The organism is Algoriphagus halophilus, assembly GCF_041729275.1.
Taxonomy (GTDB): domain Bacteria; phylum Bacteroidota; class Bacteroidia; order Cytophagales; family Cyclobacteriaceae; genus Algoriphagus; species Algoriphagus halophilus_A.
Map to the genome: position 1 here is coordinate 2,113,488 of NZ_CP146486.1, position 22,373 is coordinate 2,135,860.

A 22,373-nucleotide genomic window follows, 5' to 3' on the forward strand; every position below is an offset into this window, starting at 1 on the left:
TGTCAATGAACTTGTTACCCCACATTCGAGGTACGTGTTTGAAGTATGTAAGGCTCCTGAGTGACAGGGTCTTTCCAGAAAGGAGGTGTTCCAGCCGCACCTTCCGGTACGGCTACCTTGTTACGACTTAGCCCCAGTTACCGGTTCTACCCTAAACAGCTCCTTGCGGTTACTGGCTTCAGGTCTACCCGACTTCCATGGCTTGACGGGCGGTGTGTACAAGGTCCGGGAACGTATTCACCGCGCCATGCTGATGCGCGATTACTAGCGATTCCAGCTTCACGGGTCGAGTTGCAGACCCCGGGATCCGAACTGAGACGCACTTTTAGAGGTTGGCTGACCGTTACCGCCTGCGACCCGCTGTATGCGCCATTGTAGCACGTGTGTCGCCCTGGGCGTAAGGGCCATGATGACTTGACGTCGTCCCCTCCTTCCCCTGCTTGCGCAGGCAGTCTGTCTAGAGTCCCCCACCCACATGTGCTGGCAACTAAACATAGGGGTTGCGCTCGTTGCGGGACTTAACCCAACACCTCACGGCACGAGCTGACGACAGCCATGCAGCACCTTGTTTCAGGTCATTGCTGACTGATCTATCTCTAAATCATTCCTTCACATTCTAGCCCAGGTAAGGTTCCTCGCGTATCATCGAATTAAACCACATGTGCTCCACCGCTTGTGCGGACCCCCGTCAATTCCTTTGAGTTTCACCTTGCGGGCGTACTCCCCAGGTGGATTACTTAACGCTTTCGCTTGGCCGCTACAACATAAAGCCATAACAGCGAGTAATCATCGTTTACGGCATGGACTACCAGGGTATCTAATCCTGTTCGCTCCCCATGCTTTCGTGCATCAGCGTCAGTTATTGGCCAGTACAGTTTCGCTATCGGTGTTCCTTGACGGTATCTATGCATTTCACCGCTACACCATCAATTCCATGTACCTCTCCAATACTCAAGCTATCCAGTATCAATGGCACTGCCTGGTTGAGCCGGAGTCTTTCACCACTGACTTAAATAGCCGCCTACGCACCCTTTAAACCCAATAAATCCGGACAACGCTTGCACCCTCCGTATTACCGCGGCTGCTGGCACGGAGTTAGCCGGTGCTTATTCATCTGGCATCAGTGTCCCACGCATGGGCCTTTTCTTCCCAGATAAAGCAGTTTACAAACGCAGAACGCCGTCTTCCTGCACGCGGCATGGCTGGGTCAGACTCTCGTCCATTGCCCAATATTCCCTACTGCTGCCTCCCGTAGGAGTCTGGCCCGTATCTCAGTGCCAGTGTGGGGACCTTCCTCTCAGAACCCCTACTGATCGTCGCCTTGGTGGTCCGTTACACCGCTAACTAGCTAATCAGACGCATGCCCATCCTATACCGATGAATCTTTAACTATATCGAAATGCTCAACATAGCTATGGGGTATTAATCCAGATTTCTCCGGGTTAACCCCCTGTATAGGGTAGGTTGCATACGCGTTACGCACCCGTGCGCCACTCTCAATTACCCGAAAGTAATCTACCGTTCGACTTTGCATGTATTAGGCCTGCCGCTAGCGTCTGTCCTGAGCCAGGATCAAACTCTCCATTGTAAATTATCATTATATACACTGTCAATAAACACGCACTAAGCAATGTCCATCAACCTTCCTCGTCTTTCTCAGGTTATTTTTTCGCCTTACATCACTTCAAAGAACTTGATACCACACCTTGTGGCCTCTGTCGATCACTCAAAAACTCCCGTTTCAAGCCTCAAATTTTCCTTCCTTGCTGAAGGGAGTGCAAAGGTAAGTAGCTTTTTTTAATCCGCAACACTCTTTGACTTTTTTATTTTTTAAAAGTTTCAGGAACCTCAATCCCTTCCGCTTTTAACCCCTTCGCTGCCGAAGGGTGCGCAAAGGTAAGTGATCTTTTTTGACTTCCTAACTCTTTTGCAAAATTTTATTTCCTTTCAATTTTCAGACCTCTCAGCCTCCCCGTTTCTTCCGCCGTTCGCGTCGTTTGGGAGTGCAAATATCCTACTTTTATCCGTAACAACAATATCAGATCACAAAAAATATCCCTACTCATCATAAACCCCTGAAACAGAAGAATAAAAATTTTAGGAAATAAAAATGCCCTGATAAGCATTTTATCTGGGCATAAATTTTTAATTAAATGGAGAATTAAAGCTTTTTCAAAACAATATTTCGCCAGTACACCTTAATTCCTCCTCCATCATGGATCTGAAGGCAGATTCCGCCTTTTCCTTCTCCAATTTTAGCATCTGAGAAGTTTACCATCTCATGTCCGTTCAAATAAGAAGTAACATTATCACCCTTAACAACGATTCTCATCTTGTTCCATTCTCCGAACTTTAAATATTTATCTTTTTCAGGATCTGGCTTTACTAACCAACCTCTTCCATAGGACTCGTAAATACCTCCTGTATCATGTCCTGGAGGTGCTACCTCGACCTGCCAACCAGAAACTTTGGTGCCGTCAACTGTAGATCTAATAAAAACTCCACTATTCCCATTTGCCTCTTGTTTAAACTCCAAAGTAACTTCAAAATCATCGTAGTGCTCATCAGTCCCTAAATATCCATACCCTTTGTCCGGGCCACTTTCAGAAATTAATAACCCATCCTCTACATACCACTTTTCAGTACCATAGATTGTCCAGCCAGAAAGATCTTTTCCATTGAACAACTTTACTTTCTTCTGGGCAAAAGCCAAGTTTACAGACGCCAACAAAAAAGCGGCAATCAATAATTTTCTCATAGTTTTCTAATTTTTAAATTTTTGAACCAAGTAACGGCTCCGTGATCTTGAAGTGATATTAAACCTGTTTTTGAAATTGCATAATCAGGGAAGTCATTCCACTTTCCAGAATTACGAGCAGCAGTCCACTCTTCAGAATATGGAATAAACTCAACGGTCTTCTTTCCATTTAACCAATAACTCGCGCCATCTTCGGAAAAAATAATTCTAGAAGTATTCCATTCACCTGCTGGCTTAACAGCCCCTTCATAATCCGGCTCTGTCATTGCATAATCAGCACCGATAGATTGCCACTTTTCTAAAGGATCAGGAAATCCTAATTGATCGATTACTTGGTACTCAGGTCCAGTCTCATAAGGAGCATGGTATTTTGGATCTTCCACTACGTGATACAAAACGCCACTATTTCCGCCTGGGGAGATCTTCCATTCCCATACCAATTCAAACTCCTCAAACTCCATTGGGCCAAAAACAATATCTCCTCCAATGTCTCCTCCTTTTCCTAATGCCTTCAACGCACCATCTTCAACGGTCCAGCCATCTGGAAATGTATCTCCATTGAATGCTCTCCAACCAGAAGGGTCTACCCCATCAAATAAAAGCATCCATCCCTCTGATCTTTCTTCCTCAGTCAACGTGTTGTCTGGAACAACTACTTCCTCCACTACTTCTGTTTCTGTAGTTTCTTCAGCTGGCTTTGGCCCACAGGACCAAGCTAAGGCTATCAATGCCACCCAAGCTAATTTTGTGTTTTTCATATGATTAATTCTATGTTTATTTTTCTCCTTACAATTAAACCCAAAAGTTAATTGAAATTTTTAATAAAGTCATTTAAGAAACTCTATTTTTTCAAGTCAAGAGATTATCCCAATACATACGGATCAACTGAATGCCTTTAACAAATATTGTTTGGTCCCCAGCAATCTGCTCCCGTACCAAGAGAAGTACTCGCCATCCACCAGACGAATCTTGGTTTCGGGCAAATAGCTCTCGAAATAATCAATATGTTTCTCTTTGAATGGAAAAGGTTCGGAACTAAGCAACAGGTAATCTGGATCTATTCCGACCAATTCGTCCAAAGAGATTTTTGGATACCTATTTTCAGATATCCTGTTTTCAAACCCTCCAAAAGTAAGTATTTGATCAATAAATGTATTGTTCCCAACAACCATCAAAGGATCTTTCCATATTAAATAGACACAAGTTCCTTTCCTCTCCAATGGTTTATGAAAGTCAGTTTCTAATTGAAAGGCAATTTTTTCTGCTTTTTCTACTACCTCCAGCATCTCTCCAATACTACGGATCATTGCAATCCCATCTTTGACTGAGTTTACATCGCTCATCCACACGGGATAATCCTGCATTAAATTTTCAATTCCCTTTTGGTCATTCTCTTCCTTATTACCAATAATCAGGTCAGGTTGAAGGGAATGAATCATATCCACCCTATAATTCTTAGTTCCTCCTACAATGGCCTTCTTTTTTGTCAAGCCCTTTGGATGAACACAGAATTTTGTGATTCCAACTAGCCTATCCTCCAATCCCAAATCCATCAACAATTCAGTTTGGGATGGGACAAGAGAAATAATCCTTTTTGGAGAATTCGAAAGATGAACCTCTCTATTAAGCTGATCAGTGTAAATCATCTGCCAAAAGTGCCAATGGTGTATCTATTTTCCTCTAGCTACCCCAATTGACCTGGGGGAATTATTTAATATACTTGAAGTCAAAACTTGGGTCAAAGTCCATTATGAATTCAAACATCAGATTAATAACCTGTTCAATATCAGACTTGCTCGCGGTTTCTACAGTTGTATGCATATATTTTAAAGGAAGTGAAATTAATGCAGAGGGCACCCCTTCGTTGGAATAAGCAAAAGCATCTGTATCTGTTCCTGTCACTCTCGAAGCTGCTGATCTTTGAAACGGTATATCTTTCTTTTTTGCTGTTTCAACAATCAAATCCAAGAGTTTCTTATGAACAGAAGCGCCATAGGTAAGTACTGGACCTTTTCCGGCAGTTTGATCTCCACTAGTCACCTTATTATACAGGGGTGCAGTCGTATCATGACATACATCAGTGATGATGGCTGCATTGGGTTTAATATTGGCAGCTATCATTTGAGCTCCTCTTAACCCAATCTCTTCCTGAACAGCATTCACCACATAAAGTCCAAAAGGAAGCTTCTTTCCAGATTCTTTGATCTTTTTTGCTACCTGAGCAATCATATAGCCCCCAATACGGTTATCCAATGCTCTCCCAGAATAGAATTTCCCATTCAGCTCTGTTAATTCATCCTTAAAGGTGATGACACAGCCTACATGAATACCTAATTCCTCAACTTCTTCTTTTGATCTAGCTCCTACATCAATAAAGATATTATCCAAAGTTGGCGCATCTTCTTTGCCTTCTTTCCTAACATGAATCGCTGGCCAACCAAAAACTCCCGGAATTGCTCCTTTATCTGTATGAATATTTACACGCATAGATGGAGCTATCATATGATCAGAGCCTCCATTTCTTCTTACATATATATATCCATCGTCTTTGATGTAGTTGACAAACCAACTTATCTCATCAGCATGGGCTTCTATCACTAATTTATATGCAGCTTCTGGATTGATCACGCCAACAGCTGTACCATAATTATCAGTAAAGTAATCATCAACAAATGGTTTGACATAATCAATCCATATCTGTTGACCGGATGCTTCAAACCCTGTCGGTGAAGCATTATTTAAATACCTATATAAAAAGGTGTTGGACTCCATAATCTTAATTGTATTGTATAATTGGGATTAAACTTAATTATAACGGAATATTTCCGTGTTTCTTTCTAGGTATCTTATCTACCTTATTTTCGAGCATTTTATATGCCTTAATTAATTTTGATCGTGTATCTGCAGGAATGATCACCTCATCAATAAATCCTCTGTGAGCTGCACGATAAGGGTTTGCAAATTTTTCAGTATAATCTTCCACTTTCTCCTGAAGTTTTGCCTCTGGATCTTCGGATTCGGCAATTTCTCTTTTAAAAATAATCTCAGAAGCCCCTTTTGCGCCCATAACAGCAATCTCTGCCGTTGGCCAAGCAAAATTAAGGTCAGCTCCAATGTGTTTTGAATTCATGACATCATAAGCTCCTCCATATGCTTTTCGGGTAATGACCGTAATTCTCGGAACAGTAGCTTCCGAAAACGCATAAAGTAATTTTGCCCCATTACTAATGATGCCATTCCATTCTTGGTCTGTTCCCGGCAAAAAACCTGGCACATCTACCAATACCAATAATGGTACATTAAAACTATCACAGGTTCGAACAAACCTTGCCGCTTTGGTAGAGGCATGATTATCCAAAACACCAGCCATGGATTGAGGCTGGTTACCTACGACCCCAATACTCCTACCTGCAATACGTGCAAAACCAACTACAATGTTATCAGCATAATTTCCATGAACCTCCAAAAAGGAACCTTCATCGACTATTCCTTTAACCACATCCCGCATATCATATGGGTGGTTCGGGTTATTTGGCACCAACGAATTAAGCTCTTCCCTAATTTCATCTTCCAATAATTCGTAAGGATAAACAGGCGCCACTTCCTCACAGTTTTGTGGAAGGTAACTCAATATACTTTTGATATGTTTAATGCATTCCAATTCATTAGGGCAAGCAAAATGAGTTACCCCACTTTTAGTACTATGGGCAGAAGCTCCTCCCAACTCCTCTGCCGTTACAGTTTCCTGTGTTACAGTTTTGACGACATTAGGCCCTGTTACAAACATGTATGAGGTATTCTCCACCATAAAAATAAAATCTGTAATGGCCGGAGAATAAACAGCTCCTCCTGCACAGGGTCCCATGATAGCTGAAATTTGAGGAATTACTCCAGAGGCTAAAGTGTTTCTATAAAAAATATCAGCATACCCTCCCAAGGAATTGACTCCTTCTTGGATTCGAGCCCCGCCAGAGTCATTCAATCCAATAACTGGGGCGCCATTCTTCATGGCCATATCCATGATTTTGCAGATCTTCTCTGCATGAGTTTCTGAAAGCGAACCACCAAACACTGTGAAATCCTGAGAAAACACATAAACAAGCCTTCCATTGATTTCACCATACCCAGTGACTACCCCATCACCTAAATAATGCTCCTTATCCAATCCAAAATCTTTGGCCCGGTGCATTACAAATCGATCTAATTCCTGAAAAGTCCCTTCATCCAACAATAATTCTAATCGTTCTCTCGCAGTAAGCTTTCCTTTCTTATGTTGTGCTTCAATCCTCTTTTCTCCTCCTCCTTTAAAAGCAGCTGCATTTTTCTGTTTTAACAACTCTATCTTCCCATCTATGCCGGGAAGAATATATTTGGGTGTATTGTTTTCGTTCATACGATATACATTAGACTAGTTCAAATATAGCAGGCTTTCGCAGGGATGGAAAAAAACTCTTTAGAATGAGTACATCGACTATAAATTTTAATCACCTATTTATGAGGAAATTTTAAGTTCTTTACTAGAAAGCTGATCTTCAATTTAACCTAATTCACATTAAATTGGCCTTTTTAAAAAAATCTTGGAATAAAATTAAAGTGGAAAGCACTCATTTCAAATAACTTTCTATATTCGCCCATCCAAAAATTGGCAACCTATGAATACCCAAAAGGCGGCGGTAATAGATATGGGAACCAATACATTTCATTTGTTATTGGTTGAATTGAATGAGTCCGGATTCAAGACGATTTACAAGGAAAAAATCCCTGTAAAGCTGGGAAAAGGTGGGATTAACCAAAATAATTTAGCGGAAGACGCTCAAAAAAGAGCTTTTCATACCTTAAAACATTTTAAAAACCTGATAGATGGAGAACACATCAATCAGGTTTTTGCTTTTGCTACCAGTGCAGTCCGAAACGCCGAAAATGGCCTTGGATTTGTTCATCAGGTAAAGGAAGAAATCGGGATAAGCATCCAAGTACTTTCGGGAGAAGAAGAAGCTCAAATGATCTATGAAGGCATCTGTCTTTCAGGGTCACTTAATGGGCAGATAGAGCTTATGATGGATATTGGAGGTGGATCCGTAGAATTTATCATAGGCACTTCCCAAGAGGTCTTTTGGAAAAAAAGTTTTGAAATAGGAGGCCAGAGACTACTCGAACTTTTCCATTACCATGATCCAATTCTTCCCGAAGAAGTGGAAAAACTTGAATCATATTTAGAAAGCAAACTTGGATCTTTGATAGAAGCAATTAAGACTTACCAACCTACTGGGTTGGTAGGAGCTTCAGGAACTTTTGACACCCTTACGGATATTTATTACGAATCCATGCTTCAGTGTAAATTGACTGGGCAACATGTATTCGAACTTCCTATCGATGAATTTGAAAAAATTCACGATATGTTATTGACTAAAAACAAAGAAGAAAGACTTCAAATCCCTGGAATGATCCCCATGCGGGTGGATATGATTGTAGTTGCTTCCAGTTTAATTGAATTTATACTGAGGTATATCCCTGTTCGGTCCATCACCTGCTCGCATTATGCCCTCAAAGAAGGAGCTATTTCTAGGGTCTTAAAGCAAATCTCAGCAATCAAAGCCTAGCATTAATTCTAGGTTTATTCGATTCCTGCTAGAAAATCAGCTCATTTGAAGGCGATTTACCAAATTCAAAAACTCATGACCTATTCTTACGAACAACTACGAGATTTCACTTTTGGAATGTTAACTAAAATTGGCTGTCCAGAAGATCAAGCAAAAACGGCTACAGAAGTTCTGCTCTCTGCTGACTTGAGAGGCGTAGATAGCCATGGAGTAGCTAGGTTGTCAGGGTATGTAAGGCTTTGGGAAAAAGGAAGAATCAATGCCACTCCTAACATCAAAGTCACTTATGAAACTCCTTCAACAGCGGTAGTGGATGGGGATGGAGGTCTAGGTTTGGTGGTCGCTCCTTTTGCTATGCAAGTAGCCATAGAAAAGGCGAAAGTTGCAGGAACAGGTTGGGTATCAGTAAAAAATTCAAATCATTATGGGATTGCAGGATATCATGCCATGAAAGCATTGGAACATGATATGATTGGTATCTCTTTAACCAATGCAAGTCCATTGGTTTCTCCTACTTTTTCGAAAGAAAGACTATTGGGAACCAATCCAATTTCGGTAGCCATTCCTGCTGACAAGCAACCTCCATTTGTTGCTGATATGGCAACTACTACAGCAGCCAATGGGAAATTGGAGATTTTACAACGCAAAGGCTTAGATACTCCAACCGGTTGGGTTCAAGACAAAGAAGGAAACCCTACTACTTCTGCCAATGGAGTAAAAGATGGAGGTGCCTTGTTGCCTTTGGGAGGAGATCGTGAACATGGTTCGCATAAAGGGTATGCCCTAGGGTCGATTGTGGATATTTTTTCAGCAGTTCTTTCAGGAGCCAACTATGGACCTTGGGTTCCGCCTTTCGTTGCATTTTTGGAGCCAGATCCAAACCCTGTGGGGAAAGGAATTGGTCATTTCTTTGGAGCCATGCGAGTGGATGCATTCCGACCGGCAGAAGAATTTAAATCCCATATGGATAATTGGATTAGTCGTTTCAGGGGAGCAAAACCCACTCCAGGAAATGAAAAAGTCTTAATTCCAGGTGATCCTGAGCGGGAATTAGAGGCAGTCCGAATGAAAGAAGGAATTCCTTTGCTTGATCCTGTAGTGAAAGATTTGACTGAATTGGGAGAGCGATTTGGAGTGAAGTTTTAAGCGTTTTTCCCTATGAAAGCACCATTTGGACTAAAAACACTTAAATTAGTTCAAAAACAATGAGCCAAAAGGTTGTTGCCAAGGATTTCTTTTCTGTAAAAGTTCTGAATTTCATTTTTTCAGGACTTTTAATACTTTCAAACATAATCGTTTTTATTCCATTTTCTTTTTTAATCTTACAGGCAGGAGGAGGCCCTTTTTCATTTGGAATTTTGTTACTTCCTTTTCAAATTATTTTTCATCTATACTTAATTCCTTCAATTATATGTCTAAAAAATAAAAATCAACACAATCGTACCTACACTTGGATTAATGGTATAGGTTCAACCGTGGCTATATTTTGGTCAATTTTAATTTTGAATTCTTTAAAATCTTATCAGCATCTGTTCCAATAAATGTTTTTTAAATTTACCATATGTCAATTACTCCACTTTCCTTTAAATCTTCTTTCGAAGAAAACCCTAAACTTGCAAAACCAGCTAGTAAGTTGAGATCTTTATTAATTTCAATTGAAAAAAAAGGAATTCCAGCATCTGTAGAAAGCAAAATCAATGAAATCATCACAGGTGTGAATGAATTTCCTGGTCCAGATCCCTTACTCATCAAACAGATTAAATTAGCAAAGACTTCTATATTAAAACTTCTGGAAAAGGAACTCAATATTTTTCCTAAAAATCACTTTCAAACCCAATGGATGGCTTTAGGAATGTCTGTTTTTGGTTTGCCTATGGGAGTGGCATTTGGACTTTCCTTTGGAAATCTCGCATTTTTAGGAATTGGGATTCCCTTCGGAATGGCCATAGGAATAGCGGTAGGGAATAGTAAGGATAAAGAAGTTGAAAAAGAAGGTAGACAACTGGACTGGGGAGGAGAATAAATTGATTCTCATTTTTAATCATTCCTAATTTAGGAGCTTCCCCCTTTTCCCCTTGCTAGAATCAGGGCTTTTTGTAATTTAAAGCAACAAATTACTCAAACCCAGAACTCATGAATCAGCTCAACAGAAGAGATTTTTTAAAAGGCAGCTCTTCCTTACTCACATTAGCAAGTTTCGGATTACTTGGCATGGATTTCAAAGATCAAGAAGGTCCTTTAAGAGTCGCATTAATAGGTACCGGTTGGTATGGCAAGTCTGATCTTTTCCGATTGATTCAAGTGGCGGATGTGGAAGTAGTCGCCCTTTGCGATGTAGATAGCAAGCAGTTGGAGGAAGCAGGAAAACTAGTTTCTACTCGCCAAAAGTCTAAAAATGTCCCTGCGCTGTATGAGAACTACAAAGAACTTTTAGCTAAAGAAAAACCTGAATTTGTACTTGTAGGAACTCCTGATCATTGGCATGCTTTGATAGCAATTGATGCAGTAAAGAGTGGAGCCCATGTGTATCTGCAAAAACCCATCTCCGTAGATGTCATAGAGGGCGAAGCTATTCTGGCCGCAGCTAGAAAATATGATCGAAAAGTTCAAATCGGAACCCAACGCAGGAGTACACCTCATTTAGTCCAGGCAAAAAAAGAAATTATCGATTCTGGGAAATTGGGTAAAATATCCCATGCAGAGGTTTGCTGTTATTATCATATGCGTAATAGAAGTCATCCAGATGTAATTCCTGTTCCAGCAAATTTGAATTATGATTTATGGGCCGGACCTGCTCCAAAGCTCCCTTATCGAGGAATCCTTCATAGAGGCTGGAGGGCATTTATGGAATATGGCAACGGTATAGTCGGTGATATGTGCGTTCATATGTTAGATTCTGTTAGATGGATGCTAGATTTAGGCTGGCCGGTTCAAGTGACTTCTACCGGTGGAATTTACGTGGACAAAGCCTCTATTTCTAATATTTCTGATACGCAAACGGCAATTTTTGAATTTCCGGAGCTCAACGTAGTCTGGCAACATCGAACATGGGGAAATCCAGTTGACAGAGATTACCCTTGGGCGTTTAAAATTTATGGTGAAAATGGAATGCTTGCGGGTAGCCCTATGCGAGCAGATTTTTACCCGGAAGGAAGAAATAATGGGGAGCCAATTCATTATCCGGTAGTTTTGGAAAAAGAACAATTCCCTGAAGATGTTACCGAAAAAGACATCGAAATTCATGCCGCTCCTGCTACCCGTGAGCAAATGAAAGATTGGCTTCAGGCAATAGAAAAGGATACGTTGCCAGTGGCAGACGTACTTCAAGGACATATTTCTACGGCTTCCTGCATCTTAGCGAATCTATCCATGGATTTAGGAGGAAGACCCTTGAAATATGACCCAAAATCTATGACGGTTCTCAATGATCCAGAAGCCACTGCCTTATTGAGGAGACCGTATCGGGAAGGGTACATGCATCCCGAGCCTGACAACATTTAATCTTCTAGGAAAAACAGACACCGCATTCATAGTATTCCATTTGGTAAAGGTTTGGGTTTTTGTATCTTAAGAGGTACAATAAACCTCAAACCCCAACTCAATGAATGCTCTCAACCGTAGAGATTTTCTCAAGGGCTCTTCTGCCCTCGCTACACTTGCCAGTTTTGGATTATTAGGAATGGATTTCAAAAATCCTGATGGTCCTTTAAAAGTTGCATTAATCGGTGCAGGCTGGTATGGGAAATCAGATCTTTTCAGGCTAATTCAAGTAGCTGATGTAGAAGTAGTAGGATTAAGCGATCCTGATCAGCACATGTTGCAAGCTGCTGGTGAAATGGTGGCTACTAGACAAAAATCTGGCAAAATACCACCTCTTTACGAAGACTACCAAGAACTTTTGGCAAAGGAAAAACCTGAATTCGTCTTGATCGGATCTCCTGATCATTGGCATGCTTTGCAGTGCATAGATGCACTTAAAGCTGGTGCCCATGTATATGTTCAAAAACCAATATCAGTAGATGTCATAGAAGGCGAAGCGATGGTAGCAGCGGCCAGAAAATATGGTAAAAAAGTTCAAGTTGGAACCCAACGTAAAAGCACCCCTCACCTAATCGATGCCAAAGAACAAATCATTGATTCAGGAAAATTGGGTAAAATTTCTCATGTTGAAATCTGCTGTTATTATCACATGAGAGCAAATGGCAATCCTCCAGTGGAGCCAGTTCCAGATTTTTTCAACTATGATTTATGGACTGGACCTGCACCATTACGTCCATATGATGGACTTCCTCATAGACGTTGGTGGAGAACCTTTATAGAATATGGAAACGGAATTACTGGTGATATGTGCGTTCATATGCTGGATACCGTTCGATGGATGCTCAAACTAGGCTGGCCTACCCAAATAAGTTCAACCGGAGGTATTTTTGTTCAGAAGGACGGAAAATCTAATATTTCGGATACTCAATCCGCTATCTTCGAATATCCAGAACTCAATGTCGTTTGGCAACATCGTACCTGGGGAAACCCTGATGATCCGGAATACCCTTGGGCATTTAAGATTTTCGGAGAAAAGGGAATGTTGGCTGGAAGCACCATGCAGGCAGACTTCACACCAGTTGACAGGAATGAAAAACCCATCCATTTTGCATGCCTTTTTGAGCGCGAGAAATACCCTGAAGATGTCAATGAGCCTGACATCGAATTAAATGCTGCGCCCGCTACAAGACTTCATATGAAAGATTGGTTAAAAGCAATTGACCAAAACACCTTGCCGGTTGCGGACATTGAAGAAGGTCATATCTCAACAGCTTCTTGTATCCTAGCAAATATTTCGATGGATTTGGGCGGGAGAATTCTAAAATACGACCCCAAAACTATGACAGTGGTTGGAGATAAAGAGGCGACAGCCTTGTTGAGAAGACCTTATAGAAATGGATATACACATCCTGATCCAAAATCTGTATAGAAAAATTAAGACCCAATCGTAAAACCGGCTACAAAAGATGTGGCCGGTTTTATTATTTTTAGGCTTCCTTCAAAAGAAAACATGATTCAAATAAGTCCTGCTCAAACCGAAGATTTAATCCATGTCCAGGCTATTGCTCATCAAACATGGCCTCACACTTTTGGGAATATCCTTGGTCCAAAGCAAATCGACTATATGCTCAATTGGATGTATGATTTGAATATGCTTGAAAAGCAGCTATTGGAACAAGGTCATACTTTCCTGATCGCGGAGGAAACGGGAGAGAAATTAGGATTTACTGGATTTCAAATAGACCAAGAACCGGAAAGACTAAAATCCATAAGATTTACATTTTACCCTCCGCCCAAGGCAAAGGGATTGGCAAAAAACTGATCGAAGCAATCAAAGAACTAGCGCTGGAGAAAAATCAATACAGTATTCTTCTCAATGTTAATAAGTACAATGAAGGCGCAATCAAATTTTATGAATACTTGGGATTTGTCAACATCAAAAGTGAAGTGATTGATATAGGTAACGGCTATGTGATGGATGACTTTGTATTTGAGATGAAGCTTTGAAAACCCAACCTTTGAGGTTTAGAAAACCTCGAAGGTTTCGATATGAAGAATAAAGGCTTTGAGGAGATTTCTCATTCGTTCCTCATTCGAAATGACCCTTAAACGTTTTCCAAGATAGTTTCCCACAGCACCAATCCATTGGCTGGAGCAGGGGGTAATTTTTCATATTTTTCGGGATACTCAAATCTTTGTTCGATTTCTGAAATTTCCATTTCTCCTTTCCCTATCTTCCAAATGGCAGACATCATCATTCGAACTTGATGGTGTAAAAAACCTGACCCTTTAATTTCAAAATAAAAGATCTGCTCTGGAAAAAATTGCCCCTGAAATTCATTCGAACTAACAATACACACTGAAATCACCTCTCGTTGGTAATCCGTTTTATTTTCTGAAGGTTTACAGAAACCTTTGAAGTTGTGTTTCCCAATAAACAATTCACATGCTTGATTCATCAGCTCCCAGCTTAATTTATTTGGAATATTGACCATAAAAGCAGAAGCTATTGGATGAAATGATGAAGAGTTAGAAAAATAGTATCGATAGGTCTTTTGTTGTACAGACTGAATGAGGTTAAAGCTTGCTGGAACTTCATTCACTTGGTTCAATTGGATATCCTGAGGCAGATGTTCATTGAATTGAGGTAAAAGAAAATCCATATCTACCTTTTCCCGAAGGAAAACTTGCACATAGCCTCCAAGGCAAGAAACCCCAGAATCTGTTCGACTTCCACCTATCAGAGAAAAATCCTCATGTCCCAACACATGCCTTAAGACCCTTTCCAAACGTCTTTGAATTGTTGGTTGGTTAGGCTGAGGAGCCCACCCTTTATACCTTGCCCCATAATAGGAGATAGAAAACAAGAAGGAATAGGGTCTGGATTGCATTGTCAAATATACTATCCAACAAGTAAATAAGGAATCCCTCCTTTTTAATTAGTAACCACAGGCTGGGTCCAAGCAACTTCAGTATCTCCCAATTGATATGGATTTTCTTTGGGCTTAGAGGAAATGATTTTCGCTCGAACATACATATCATCTGCTTCCAGCATAAAATCCGCTTTTATTCCACTTACTTCCTCCAACAATCGGCCGCTTTCCTCAGGGGCAGATTTTTTAGTACCAAAAAATTGTATGGTGTAGTCCGCACCTGGTTCAGGATCTACCTCCACATGAAGTTTTTTCCATCAAAATCTATGGAACTCAATGTCACTCCTGTAGTAGCGTAAAAATCTCCTTGTTCCATGGCCTCAATTAATGACTCTGGACTTAAATCATTGGCCAACACCATTACCCAGCCTCTACCTGGATTACTACTATTTTGATCAAACACATGGTAATTATGCGCATCATCAACTGCTAATCCATATAAAAGTGGCTTATTAGCTCTCAAATAGGCTGATTGGACTTTGTCCCAAAGCACTTCCATACTTGGTCTTAATGAATCCCCATAATTATTTACCTGAGGATGACCATTATAGACTTCAAAAATCGCTCTCCATTCAGTTCAATCATATCCTCTGGCGTAATTGCCCAAATAAAATTCGGATGGTTGATATGTAAAAACATGGGAACTCCAGTGGAATCCCGTTGCGCTTTAACACGATCCAATCCATTTTGTAAAATTTCTGAAACAGAATTTCCTCCTTCAGCAGGGATCAACTTTTGAATATTAGTCACATTCATGTGCAATGGCTTTTTTTCAAAGCTTTCAGTCAATTCCTGTGATTGAATAATCAAAAACTCTCCTTTCTCTTCAAACATTGGTCTATATTCAGACAGGGTTTTTAATTTCACTTCAATCCTACCAGCAGAGTCTTCCCGATATACCACCTCATCACCATATTTATCTAAGTATTTCTGAAACCCAATTTCGTGAGAAGGAGATTTAGGAATCAGCTTCCACTTTTCTCCGGCGGCTAAGGTATTATGATCTGAAAGTACTACGAAATCATAATCATGTGACTTGTACCAATCCATGATCATTTCAGGATAATTGTCCCCATCAGACCAGTAAGAATGAGTATGAAGGTTTCCTTTGTACCACTTTTTTGAGGTATTTCTTCTGAGGGCTTTTCTCCACAAGCAAAAATTATCAAACCAAAGATTCCTATCAGAAAAGGAGAGTATCGCATCTTTATTTACTTCAAAAGTATAATCTCTAATATAATCAAGTGATTCTTATTCAAGGTTGGCTTATTATTATCTTTTTTCTCATTTAGGGAATCATAAAAAAACCACCCCATACCGAGGTGGTTTTTGATAAAATTCGAGATTACAAATCTCGAATAGCTATAGTTGGGGTATTGATTAAGCCAAAATCTTTGCTGCTAGCCAATCTCCCACTTGAGAAGTTTTGTAAGATGGTCCGCCATCTGCAATATCTTCAGTGACAAATCCTTCCGCGAGGGATTGATTTACCACATCAGAAATTAATTGAGCTTCTTCTTTCAAGTCAAATGCATACTCAAACATCATGGCTGCAGAAAGTACCGTCGCCAATGGGTTGGCAATATCTTTACCAGCTGCTTGAGGATAAGATCCGTGAATTGGTTCAAATAATTTAATGGAAGTACCCAAAGAAGCCGATGGCATCAATCCCATAGAGCCAGAGATTACAGAAGCCTCATCCGTTAAGATGTCACCAAACAAATTTTCGGTAATTAAAACATCGTATGCTTTTGGCCATTGGATCAATCGCATTGCCACAGCATCTACAAATTCATACTCCACTTTTACATCTGGATATTCAGGAGCCAATTCTTGAACAGTTTCTCTCCAAAGTCTGGAAGTAGCCATGACATTTGCTTTATCTACACAAGTCAATAATTTCCTTCTTTTCTGTGCTGCTTCAAATCCCATTCTGGCAAGTCGCGTAATCTCTTCCTTGCTATATACATTGGTATCAAAAGCCTTAGTTCCTTGCTCATTTCTTCCTCTTGGTTCCCCAAAATACACCCCACCGGTCAACTCTCTAAAGAATACGAAATCAACTCCTTCTACTCTATCCAGTTTCAATGGTGATTTATGTACCAAAGAAGGAAATGTAAATGTAGGACGGACATTGGCAAACAAACCCAATTTTTGTCTCATCAAAAGAAGTCCTTGTTCAGGTCTTACTTTTGCTTTAGGATCATTGTCATATTTTGGATCACCAATAGCCCCGAAGAGAACTGCATCAGATGCTGCTGCAATTTCATGGGTAGCATCTGGGTAAGGTAGTCCAGTGGCATCAATTGCTGCCGCTCCAACTACTGCTTCTTTAAAAGAGATTTGGTGTCCGAATTTCTGCCCAATTGCTTTTACAACTTTGACAGCCTGGTCGATTACTTCAGGGCCGATGCCGTCACCCGGCAACAGCGCGATATTCATTTCCATAGAATTTGGATTCTTCTTGGGTTGGATTTTGATTAAATGTTTCGACGATATTCAGCATTTTCTCTGTGGCCATCATCGCTGCCACGGTCTGATCTGGATCAAGACCTTTTGTTTTAAATATTTTACCATAATCCCAGGTGATGACCGTTTCCACAAAGGCATCGGTTTTTCCTCCCGGAGGAATGGAGACATGATAGTCTATTAATTTAGGAAGCTCTTTTTTAGCCCCTTGTAAATTTTGCGAAGCGCTCTCATGAATGAATCATATTGACCATCACCGGTCGCACTTTCATCATAGGTTTTTCCATGTATTTTCATTCTTAATTGAACCGTAGGTTTCAATCCCTTAGAATGAGTCATATGATATCCCTCTATGTGGATATTCTTTTCAATGGAGTTATTCTGAAGAACGTCTGAGATGATATATGGAAGATCTTCAGTAGTAACGCGTTCTTTTTTATCCCCAAGTTCAATGATTCTTTGGGTAACTTTGGTCAATTCATCTTTCTCTAAAGAAATCCCCAATTCTTCTAGATTCTTTAGAATATTGGCTTTCCCAGAAGTTTTTCCCAACGCATACTTTCGCTGTCTACCAAATCGCTCTGGCATCAGGTCATTGAAGTAAAGGTTCTTTTTGTTATCCCCATCCGCATGAATTCCTGCGGTCTGCGTAAATACATTTTCACCCACTACCGGCTTATTCGCGGGAATATGTTGCCCAGAAAATTGCTCTACTAGTTTACTTACCCTGTAGATTTTTTGCTCTTGAACATTGATCTGTAGGTCAGTAAAATCTTTGATCACTGCAATCACAGATTCCAAAGGCGCATTTCCTGCACGTTCGCCTAAACCATTGACGGTAGTATGAATCCCTGCCACACCATTTAATATAGCCTCCATGGCATTAGCCACAGAAAGATCATAATCATTATGTGCGTGGAAATCAAAATGTACATCCGGAAATTGTGTTACAATTTCGATTATAAAAGCCTTGGTCTCCTCGGGAGATAATAAGCCCAACGTATCCGGAAGCATTATTCGCTTTACCGGTTGTTTAGAAAGGAACTCAATCAAGTCTAGCGTATACTCCTTAGAGTTGCGCATACCATTACTCCAATCCTCGAGATAGATATTGACATCGATCCCATTTTCCTGAGCATGAGCAATACTTTGAGCAATATCAGCGAAATGTTGTTCTTGGGTCTTTTTAATTGATGCGTCAAGTGATTCAATGACCCTTTAGTCAATAAATTCATCACTTTGGCACCTGCTTGAATAAGCCAGTTGACTGATGCCGGAGTGTCTACAAAACCCAACACCTCCACACGATCCAAATAGCCTTTTTCAGCTGCCCAATGGGTGATTTTTTGTACTCCCTCCAGCTCACCGTCAGAAACGCGAGCCGAAGCCACTTCAATTCTATCTACCCGGAGCTCTTCCAAAAGTAGCTTAGCAATTTGTAGCTTTTCAGAAGGCAAAAGGAAACACCTGAGGTCTGTTCTCCATCCCTCAGGGTTGTATCCATTATTTCTATGCGTCTCTGATGATTCATCAACTTTTATCTAGTTTTTCAAACTCATCGATCTCAGACTCCATGCTTAGCAAGTAGTCGATATCGTCAAAGCCATTTTGCATATTATCCTTTTTATAGGCATTGATGTCAAAAGACTCAGTCTCTCCTGTGGAGAGCAAGGTGATTGTTTGAGCAGGAATGCTCACTTCAATTTCCGTTTCTGGATTTTCAGTGATCGCATCCAATAATTTATCTGCAAACTCCGGGGAAACCGTCACTGGCAATACCCCAATATTCAGACAGTTATTTTTGAAAATATCTGCGAAGAAGCTGGAAACCACACATCTGAACCCATAATCATAGATGGCCCAAACTGCATGTTCTCTACTGGATCCTGATCCAAAATTTTTCCCTGCTACTAGAATTTTACCAGAATAAGTGGGGTCGTTCAAAACGAAATCCTTTTTTGGATTTCCTTCTACATCAAATCTCCAATCACGGAAAAGATTGTCACCAAAACCTTCACGCTCTGTTGCCTTTAGGAAACGAGCAGGGATGATTTGGTCTGTATCTACGTTTTCTGTAGGCAATGGAACTGCCGTACTCGTTAAAACGGTGAATTTATCGTAAGCCATTTTCTTTCTTTTAGGATTCTACAAACACTTCACGTGGATCGGTGATTTTACCAGTTACAGCTACTGCAGCAACTGTCAAAGGAGAAGCCAACATTGTTCTGGCACCTGGTCCTTGACGTCCTTCGAAGTTTCTATTGGAAGTGGAAACTGCATATTTGCCTGCTGGAATTTTATCATCATTCATTGCAAGACATGCAGAACATCCAGGTTGTCTCAACTCAAATCCTGCTTCTTCCAATATTTTCACCAGGCCTTCTTCTTGGGCCATTTTTTCTACTTCTTTTGATCCTGGAACAATCCAAGCTGTGATATTATCTGCTTTTTTATGACCTTTCACAAATCCTGCAACGGCACGGATATCTTCAATTCTACCATTGGTACAAGACCCAACAAAGACATAATCTACTTTCTTCCCTTTTACAGGCTCACCTGGGGCAAAACCCATATATTCCAAAGATTTCAAGTAAGAAGTTTTGTTACTTCCTTCCATTCCTTCCGTAGTAGGAATATTTCCAAGAACTTTGATCCCCATACCTGGATTGGTTCCATAGGTAATCATTGGTTCAATATCAGCCGCATCAAAATGATATTCTTTATCAAATACAGCACCTTCGTCTGTTTTCAATTTAGACCACTCTGCCACTGCTTTATCCCAATCTTCTCCCTTTGGGGCATATTGCTTTCCTTTTAGGTATTCAAAAGTCGTCTCATCAGGAGCGATCAATCCACCTCTTGCACCCATCTCAATTGACATGTTACAAATGGTCATTCTTGCTTCCATTGATAAACTTTGAATAGCAGTTCCTGCATATTCTACAAAGTAACCTGTAGCTCCTGCAGCAGAAATTTTAGCGATGATATACAAAATAATATCCTTGGAAGTTACTCCATTTCCCAATTCACCGTTCACGGTGATTCTCATTTTCTTAGGCTTAGACTGCATGATACACTGAGTAGCAAATACCATTTCCACTTCAGAAGTACCTATACCGAATGCGATCGCACCGAACGCACCATGAGTTGAGGTATGGCTATCTCCACAAACAATGGTCATTCCTGGCTGGGTAATACCCAATTCAGGTCCAATGACGTGAACAATTCCATGATGGGCAGAGCCTAGATCATGCAACTCAATTCCATACTTGTTACAGTTTTCTCTCAGTTTTTCAACTTGCATTCTTGACAATTTGTCCTTGATCGTTTGATCTTGCTCAATTGTCGGAACGTTATGATCTGGAGTGGCAATTGTACGGTGAGGATATTTTACTGAAACCCCTCTTTTCTCCAGATTTAGGAATGCCACAGGAGAGGTAACTTCATGGATAAAATGCTTATCAATGAAGAATACATCTGGTCCTGATGGTACGGAACGTACCACGTGAGCATCCCAGATTTTATCGAATAATGTTGTCTTTTCCATGATTTTATGCAGTCGTATATTCTTTGACTGGTATTTTGTTTAGCGCGTCAACAAAAGCTTGGGCAGAAGCCAAAACTATGTCCGTATTAGAAGAGAATCCATAATAAGGCTTATCTCCTTTGATCAATCTCATGTGTACTTTAGCCACATCATCACTACCATGGGTAATTGCCTGAATCAAGAATTCTTCCAGATCTACCTGTGGTTTCACAATTTTATCAATTGCTTTCAATACTGCATCTACAGGACCATTTCCATGAGAAGTCGCTTGATGTTGTTCCTCTCCAATTGTCAAGGAAACCTTTGCTTGAATAGCTCCATTAGAAGAATAGGAAACATCTCCAAGCTCAATGAAATTAGACTCTTCTAAATATTTACCTACCAAGCCCATCAAGTCTTTTCTTCCAATATCTCTTTTGCTATCTGCAAGAACCAAGAACGCCTCATACACTTCTCTCAATGCATCTCCTTCCAATTCAACACCCAAAGCATCCAAATGGTGCTTCAAAGCTGCTCTTCCAGATCTAGCCGTCAAAACAATGGTTGATTCTTCTACTCCAACATCTTTTGGATCGATGATTTCATAGTTTTCTCTATGCTTCAACACCCCATCCTGGTGAATACCTGATGAATGAGCAAATGCATTTCTACCAACGATAGCCTTGTTTGGTTGAACAGGCATATTCATCAGCTTAGAAACCAATCGGCTTGTTTTGTAGATTAGAGGAGTAACGATTTCAGTATGAACTGGGATGGATTGGTGACATTTGATTGCCATCACTACTTCTTCCATTGAAGTGTTTCCCGCTCTTTCCCCGATTCCATTAATTGTTACTTCTACTTGACGGGCACCTTGTTGAACTCCGGCAACCGTATTAGCAGTGGCCATTCCCAAATCATTGTGACAATGTGTGGCGATGATCGCCTTATCTATGTTTGGGACATTATTCTTAAGATTCGAAATAATCGCACCATATTGCTCAGGCAAACAATATCCTGTTGTATCAGGAATATTCACCACAGTCGCTCCTGCTTTGATTACCTCTTCAATAATTTTGCAAAGGAAATCTGGCTCCGAACGTCCTGCATCTTCTGCATAGAACTCTACATCGTCTACAAATTGTCTTGCAAACTTAACAGCTGCCACCCCACGCTTGATGATATCATCAGGCGTAGAGCGAAGCTTATATTGTATATGGTAAGGAGACACACCGATTCCAGTGTGAATCCTACCTTTCTTAGCAAATTTGAGTGCCTGGGCTGCTACTTCGATATCCTTCTCAACGGCTCTCGAGAGGGCACAAATGATTGGGTTTGAAACTGCCTTTGAAATCTCCACCACCGAGTTGAAATCTCCCGGACTGGAAATTGGAAAGCCGGCTTCGATGATATCTACACCTAGTTCTTCCAAAGCTTTCGCCACCACAATTTTCTCCTGGGTGTTTAGCTGACACCCTGGAACTTGCTCCCCGTCTCTTAGGGTTGTGTCAAATATCCATAGCTTTTCACTCATTGTTCTTGGGTTT

At 40.6% G+C, this 22,373-nt stretch carries 20 protein-coding genes, 1 rRNA gene and 1 pseudogene; 7 read left to right on the top strand and 15 right to left on the bottom strand.

All coding sequences use genetic code 11. The features are described from left to right. Positions 1-78: 78 nt before the first annotated feature. The 6 genes from V8V91_RS11350 to V8V91_RS11375 all read right to left on the bottom strand — a co-directional run bounded on the left by V8V91_RS11350 (position 79) and on the right by V8V91_RS11375 (position 7,151). A 16S ribosomal RNA gene (locus V8V91_RS11350) occupies positions 79-1,588 on the bottom strand. 573 nt (positions 1,589-2,161) lie between these two features. After that, on the bottom strand, positions 2,162-2,758 hold the full coding sequence (locus V8V91_RS11355) for a DUF1080 domain-containing protein (protein WP_074225231.1): 597 nt from the start codon (positions 2,756-2,758) through the stop codon (positions 2,162-2,164). Beyond that, a complete protein-coding gene (locus tag V8V91_RS11360) occupies positions 2,755-3,516 on the bottom strand; it encodes a DUF1080 domain-containing protein (RefSeq protein ID WP_373400151.1) in 762 nt (253 codons plus the stop codon). Before V8V91_RS11360 ends, V8V91_RS11355 begins: the two co-directional genes overlap by 4 nt. A gap of 123 nt (positions 3,517-3,639) precedes the next feature. Continuing rightward, positions 3,640-4,404 (bottom strand): ABC transporter substrate-binding protein, encoded by a 765-nt coding sequence (locus V8V91_RS11365; RefSeq protein ID WP_373400152.1) that lies wholly within the window; start codon positions 4,402-4,404, stop codon positions 3,640-3,642. 61 nt (positions 4,405-4,465) lie between these two features. Then, positions 4,466-5,530, bottom strand: a complete 1,065-nt coding sequence (locus V8V91_RS11370) for a M42 family metallopeptidase (protein ID WP_373400154.1) — start codon at positions 5,528-5,530, stop codon at positions 4,466-4,468. Between the two features lie 37 nt (positions 5,531-5,567). Beyond that, the gene (locus tag V8V91_RS11375) at positions 5,568-7,151 is read right to left on the bottom strand and encodes an acyl-CoA carboxylase subunit beta (RefSeq protein WP_373400156.1); all 1,584 of its coding nucleotides are present in this window, start codon (positions 7,149-7,151) and stop codon (positions 5,568-5,570) included. A gap of 259 nt (positions 7,152-7,410) precedes the next feature. Here V8V91_RS11375 and V8V91_RS11380 point away from each other — a divergent pair, with 259 nt between their 5' ends. The 7 genes from V8V91_RS11380 to V8V91_RS11410 all read left to right on the top strand — a co-directional run bounded on the left by V8V91_RS11380 (position 7,411) and on the right by V8V91_RS11410 (position 13,905). Then, the gene (locus V8V91_RS11380; protein ID WP_373400157.1) at positions 7,411-8,358 is read left to right on the top strand and encodes an exopolyphosphatase; all 948 of its coding nucleotides are present in this window, start codon (positions 7,411-7,413) and stop codon (positions 8,356-8,358) included. A gap of 75 nt (positions 8,359-8,433) precedes the next feature. Next, the gene (locus tag V8V91_RS11385) at positions 8,434-9,504 is read left to right on the top strand and encodes an Ldh family oxidoreductase (protein ID WP_373400666.1); all 1,071 of its coding nucleotides are present in this window, start codon (positions 8,434-8,436) and stop codon (positions 9,502-9,504) included. A gap of 415 nt (positions 9,505-9,919) precedes the next feature. Then, a complete protein-coding gene (locus V8V91_RS11390; protein ID WP_373400158.1) occupies positions 9,920-10,381 on the top strand; it encodes a hypothetical protein in 462 nt (153 codons plus the stop codon). A 110-nt stretch (positions 10,382-10,491) separates the two neighbouring features. Then, positions 10,492-11,859, top strand: coding sequence for a Gfo/Idh/MocA family protein (locus V8V91_RS11395; protein WP_373400159.1), 1,368 nt, complete (start codon positions 10,492-10,494; stop codon positions 11,857-11,859). 100 nt (positions 11,860-11,959) lie between these two features. Then, positions 11,960-13,327 carry a Gfo/Idh/MocA family oxidoreductase gene (locus V8V91_RS11400; RefSeq protein ID WP_373400160.1) on the top strand — a complete coding sequence of 456 codons (1,368 nt, stop codon included), beginning with the start codon at positions 11,960-11,962 and terminating at the stop codon, positions 13,325-13,327. Positions 13,328-13,408: 81 nt separating this feature from the next. Then, the gene (locus tag V8V91_RS11405) at positions 13,409-13,720 is read left to right on the top strand and encodes a hypothetical protein (RefSeq protein WP_373400161.1); all 312 of its coding nucleotides are present in this window, start codon (positions 13,409-13,411) and stop codon (positions 13,718-13,720) included. Further along, positions 13,678-13,905: a GNAT family N-acetyltransferase gene (locus V8V91_RS11410; protein ID WP_373400667.1), complete on the top strand. Its 228-nt coding sequence runs from the start codon at positions 13,678-13,680 to the stop codon at positions 13,903-13,905. Before V8V91_RS11405 ends, V8V91_RS11410 begins: the two co-directional genes overlap by 43 nt. 98 nt (positions 13,906-14,003) lie before the next feature. Here V8V91_RS11410 and truA read toward each other — a convergent pair whose 3' ends face one another. From truA to V8V91_RS11455, 9 genes and pseudogenes are all read right to left on the bottom strand, one after another. Then, entirely contained in the window at positions 14,004-14,789 is a 786-nt protein-coding gene (truA, locus tag V8V91_RS11415; protein ID WP_373400162.1) for a tRNA pseudouridine(38-40) synthase TruA, read from the bottom strand. A gap of 44 nt (positions 14,790-14,833) precedes the next feature. Further along, on the bottom strand, positions 14,834-15,073 hold the full coding sequence (locus tag V8V91_RS11420) for a hypothetical protein (protein WP_373400163.1): 240 nt from the start codon (positions 15,071-15,073) through the stop codon (positions 14,834-14,836). Beyond that, the gene (locus tag V8V91_RS11425; RefSeq protein WP_373400165.1) at positions 15,064-15,330 is read right to left on the bottom strand and encodes a hypothetical protein; all 267 of its coding nucleotides are present in this window, start codon (positions 15,328-15,330) and stop codon (positions 15,064-15,066) included. Before V8V91_RS11425 ends, V8V91_RS11420 begins: the two co-directional genes overlap by 10 nt. A gap of 29 nt (positions 15,331-15,359) precedes the next feature. Then, a complete protein-coding gene (locus V8V91_RS11430; RefSeq protein WP_373400166.1) occupies positions 15,360-15,986 on the bottom strand; it encodes a PHP domain-containing protein in 627 nt (208 codons plus the stop codon). A 225-nt stretch (positions 15,987-16,211) separates the two neighbouring features. Next, positions 16,212-17,279, bottom strand: a complete 1,068-nt coding sequence (gene leuB / locus V8V91_RS11435) for a 3-isopropylmalate dehydrogenase (protein WP_373400167.1) — start codon at positions 17,277-17,279, stop codon at positions 16,212-16,214. Continuing rightward, positions 17,248-18,831 (bottom strand): annotated as a pseudogene (locus V8V91_RS11440) (alpha-isopropylmalate synthase regulatory domain-containing protein). The gene leuB and the pseudogene V8V91_RS11440 overlap by 32 nt, the downstream one beginning before the upstream one ends. Continuing rightward, on the bottom strand, positions 18,831-19,427 hold the full coding sequence (gene leuD, locus V8V91_RS11445; RefSeq protein ID WP_373400169.1) for a 3-isopropylmalate dehydratase small subunit: 597 nt from the start codon (positions 19,425-19,427) through the stop codon (positions 18,831-18,833). The pseudogene V8V91_RS11440 and the gene leuD overlap by 1 nt, the downstream one beginning before the upstream one ends. 10 nt (positions 19,428-19,437) lie before the next feature. Next, a complete protein-coding gene (gene leuC / locus V8V91_RS11450; protein WP_373400170.1) occupies positions 19,438-20,847 on the bottom strand; it encodes a 3-isopropylmalate dehydratase large subunit in 1,410 nt (469 codons plus the stop codon). A gap of 4 nt (positions 20,848-20,851) precedes the next feature. Further along, positions 20,852-22,360, bottom strand: coding sequence for a 2-isopropylmalate synthase (locus V8V91_RS11455; RefSeq protein WP_373400171.1), 1,509 nt, complete (start codon positions 22,358-22,360; stop codon positions 20,852-20,854). Between the last annotated feature and the right edge of the window lie 13 nt (positions 22,361-22,373).